Here is a 3,388-nt window from a genome sequence, read left to right on the forward strand (position 1 = left end):
CCACGCTCACGTTCCGGGGTGTGCGGCCAGGAGCCCGCGTCGAAGGCCCGGCGGGCCGCGGCGATCGCCGCCCCGGTGTCGGCGCGGGTCCCCTCGGACACCGTCGCCACCAGAGTGCCGTCCGCCGGGCAGCGGATCTCCCGGTGACCTCCGGCCACCGCTTCGCGCCATTCTCCGTCCACATACAGGTCTGCCACGAGCGGGGCCCTTCGACCGAGATTCGTTGCGCATCGTGCATCGAATTGCTTGTGGAGGAACCCTGACTTAAGCACCGGGATACGTCAAGGGGTCCCGACGTTTTCACAAGGGCCGAACGCCCCTCTCTTGACCGCCGACAGCCCCAGGCTGAACTATGTTGCGTATCACTCACCAAGTTGTGTATTACGCATCAGCGGAGGCCTGCGCATGTCCCCTAGACCGCAATCCGGCCGTGAGTACCTCCTCACCCTCTCGTGTCCGGACCGGGCCGGACTGGTCCACGCCGTGAGCGGCTTCCTCGTCAGGAACTCGGGCAACATCCTCGAGAGCCAGCAGTTCGACGACCGGCTCCAGGGCCGCTTCTTCATGAGGGTCCATTTCGACGTGTCCGACCCGGACACCGGCCTGGAACATCTGCGTTACCGGTTCAGCCCCGTCGCCGAGGCCCACGGGATCTCCTGGACCCTCCGGGACGCCGCGCCCCCGACCCGCACACTGATCATGGTCTCCAGGTTCGGCCACTGCCTCAACGACCTGCTCTTCCGCAGGCGCACCGGCGCCCTCAACATCGAGATCCCGGCCATCGTCTCCAACCACCGCGACTTCGAGTCCCTGGCGGAGACCTACGGCATCCCCTACCACCACATCCCGGTGACCCGGGAGACCAAGCCCGAGGCGGAGGCACGCCTGCTGGAGTTGGTACGCGAGCTGCAGGTCGACCTCGTGGTCCTGGCCCGCTACATGCAGGTCCTCTCCGACGACCTGTGCAAGGAGCTGGAGGGCCGTGCCATCAACATCCACCACTCCTTCCTGCCGAGCTTCAAGGGGGCGAAGCCCTACCAGCAGGCGTACGAGCGCGGGGTGAAGCTGGTCGGCGCGACGGCCCACTATGTGACGCCGGACCTGGACGAGGGCCAGATCATCGAACAGGACGTGGTCCGGGTGGACCACTCCCTCGACCCGGACGACCTGGTCACCGTCGGCCGCGACGTGGAGGCGCAGGTACTGGCCCACGCGGTGAAGTGGCACACGGAGAGCCGCGTGATGGTGGAGGGGAGCCGTACGGTGGTATTCCGCTGAGCGGCGAACGCGCGCACGCCGGGCGGGGCCGGGATCAGGGGTTCCAGCCCCGCCGGCGTTCGTATACGGATGTGCGCGCGTATACGGATGTGCGCGCTCAGCCCAGCCGGTCGAGCAGTGCCCTGCGCCACCTCTCGGTCTCCGCCACCTGGTTGAAGGTGAAGACGTGCAGGCCCGCCACTCCCGCCGACGGCGCGGCCAGGGCGTCGGCGCTGCGGTCGAGCAGCTTCTCCGGCACGTACCCCCCTGGGGTCGCGAACCGCAGGAACCACGACGCGTGCTTGGTCAGGAAGCGCGTGGACTCCCCCACCCCGATCTTCGTCGCCATGGACAGCAGCTTCGCGCGCTGCACGGGCCCGGCGACGCCCACGTGCACGGGCAGCGTGACGTCGCGGCGCCGTATGCGGGCGATCCAGTCGCCGAGCACGCGCGGATCGAAGCACAGGTTGCTGACGATGTACGTGGCGTGCGCGCGCTTGTCCCACATCGCCTGGATGGTGATGTCGTCGTGGATGAGCGGATGGCTCTCCGGGTATCCGGTGATCCCCAGGTGCGCGAAGGGGCTGCCCAGCTCGCCCAGTCTGCGCAGCACCGGCAGCGACCCGTCGTACGGCCCGGCCGGTGGGTCGGCGTCGCCCGCCGGGACGAAGACGTCGTCGACGCCCGCGGCGCGCATCCGCTCGACGACGTCCTTCAGATGCGTGTCGTCCCGCAGCAGCCGCGCAGGCACGTGCGGGACGACACGGAAGCCGTGTGCCGTGAGGCGCTCGGTGAGGCCGAGGGTCGGCTCCAGGCCCTTGACCGGCGACGCCGTGACGGTCACCACGACGTCGCGCGGGACATGGGCGAGGACCTTGTCCTCGGTCGCCTTCGCCGGCAGCACCTCGTAGCGGACGCGGCCGAGCAGCACCCGCAGGGCCTCGGTACCCAAGGCCTACCCGGCCTGCTTCTGGGCGTCGCGGTGGCGGTAGTACGCGGCCTTGGAAGGGGTCAGCGGCTCGTTGCCGAGGATCAGGTCTGCCGCCTTCTCCGCGACCATCATCACCGGCGCGTAGATGTTGCCGTTGGTGACGTAGGGCATGACCGAGGCGTCGACGACTCGCAGCCCCTGCAGGCCGTGCACCTTCATGCTCAGCGGGTCGACGACGGACATCTCGTCGGTGCCCATCTTGCAGGTGCACGAGGGGTGCAGTGCGGTCTCGCCCTCCTTGGCGACCCAGGCGAGGATCTCCTCGTCCGTCTCGACGGAGGGTCCGGGCGAGATCTCGCCGTCGTTGTAGGCGGCCATCGCGGGCTGGCTGAGCAGCCGGCGGGCCACGCGGATCGCTTCGACCCACTCGCGGCGGTCCTGCTCGGTGGAGAGGTAGTTGAAGCGCAGCGAGGGGTGCTCGCGCGGGTCCTTGCTCTTGATCTTCACCGAGCCGATGGCGTCGGAGTACATGGGCCCGACGTGTACCTGATAGCCGTGGCCGCCGGCCGGTGAGGAGCCGTCGTAGCGGACCGCGATCGGCAGGAAGTGGAACATCAGGTTGGGGTAGTCGACGTCCTCGTTGCTGCGGGCGAAGCCACCCGCCTCGAAGTGGTTGGTGGCCGCCGGACCCTTGCGGAACAGCCACTGGAGCCCGATGAGGGGGGCGCGCCACTTCGCCATGTACGGCTGCATGGAGACGGGCTGCTTGCAGGCGTACTGGACGTACACCTCGAGGTGGTCCTGCATGTTCTCGCCGACGCCCGGCAGGTCGTGGACGACGTCGATGCCGAGGGCGGACAGCTCGGCGGCGTTGCCGACGCCGGAGAGCTGGAGCAGCTGCGGGGAGTTGATCGCGCCACCGCACAGGATGACCTCACCGGCCCGGACCTGCTGCGGTGCACCCCGTCCGTGCCGGTACTCGACGCCGACGGCGCGCTCGCCCTCGAAGAGGACCCGGTTGACGAAGGCCCTGGTCCTGATCGTGAGGTTGGGCCGATTCCGGACCGGCTTGAGGTACGCCTTGGAGGCCGAGAGGCGCCGCCCGCGGTGGACGTTGCGGTCGAACTTCGCGAAACCTTCCTGTCGGTAGCCGTTGACGTCGTCGGTGGGGGCGTAGCCCGCCTCCTGGGTGGCCTTGAG

Annotated in this window: 4 protein-coding genes; 1 reads left to right on the top strand and 3 read right to left on the bottom strand. The window is 68.9% G+C overall.

The features are described 5' to 3' along the window. Positions 1 to 197 (bottom strand): aldehyde dehydrogenase family protein (locus ACH4UM_RS41655; protein ID WP_398191858.1); only part of this gene is annotated, 197 nt, incomplete at its 3' end. A 208-nt stretch (positions 198 to 405) separates the two neighbouring features. Between ACH4UM_RS41655 and purU the strand changes: the two genes are divergently transcribed. Beyond that, positions 406 to 1,278 (top strand): formyltetrahydrofolate deformylase, encoded by an 873-nt coding sequence (gene purU / locus ACH4UM_RS41660; protein ID WP_398191862.1) that lies wholly within the window; start codon positions 406 to 408, stop codon positions 1,276 to 1,278. A gap of 97 nt (positions 1,279 to 1,375) precedes the next feature. On the opposite strand, the gene ACH4UM_RS41665 is transcribed toward purU, so the two are convergent. Together ACH4UM_RS41665 and ACH4UM_RS41670 are read right to left on the bottom strand one after the other, a co-directional pair. Further along, complete coding sequence (locus ACH4UM_RS41665; RefSeq protein WP_398191864.1) at positions 1,376 to 2,209, bottom strand: 5,10-methylenetetrahydrofolate reductase; 834 nt, start codon at positions 2,207 to 2,209, stop codon at positions 1,376 to 1,378. Positions 2,210 to 2,212: 3 nt separating this feature from the next. Continuing rightward, on the bottom strand, positions 2,213 to 3,388 hold a 1,176-nt coding region (locus tag ACH4UM_RS41670; protein WP_398191867.1), incomplete at its 5' end, for a GMC oxidoreductase.

Origin of the sequence: Streptomyces sp. NPDC020801 (assembly GCF_044334385.1) — a bacterium.
Classification (GTDB): Bacteria; Actinomycetota; Actinomycetes; order Streptomycetales; family Streptomycetaceae; genus Streptomyces.

What these genes read in the sequence shown, in the direction of transcription:
- purU (WP_398191862.1), top strand. Translation starts at nt 406, where the DNA reads ATGTCCCCTAGACCGCAATCCGGCCGTGAGTACCTCCTCACCCTCTCG.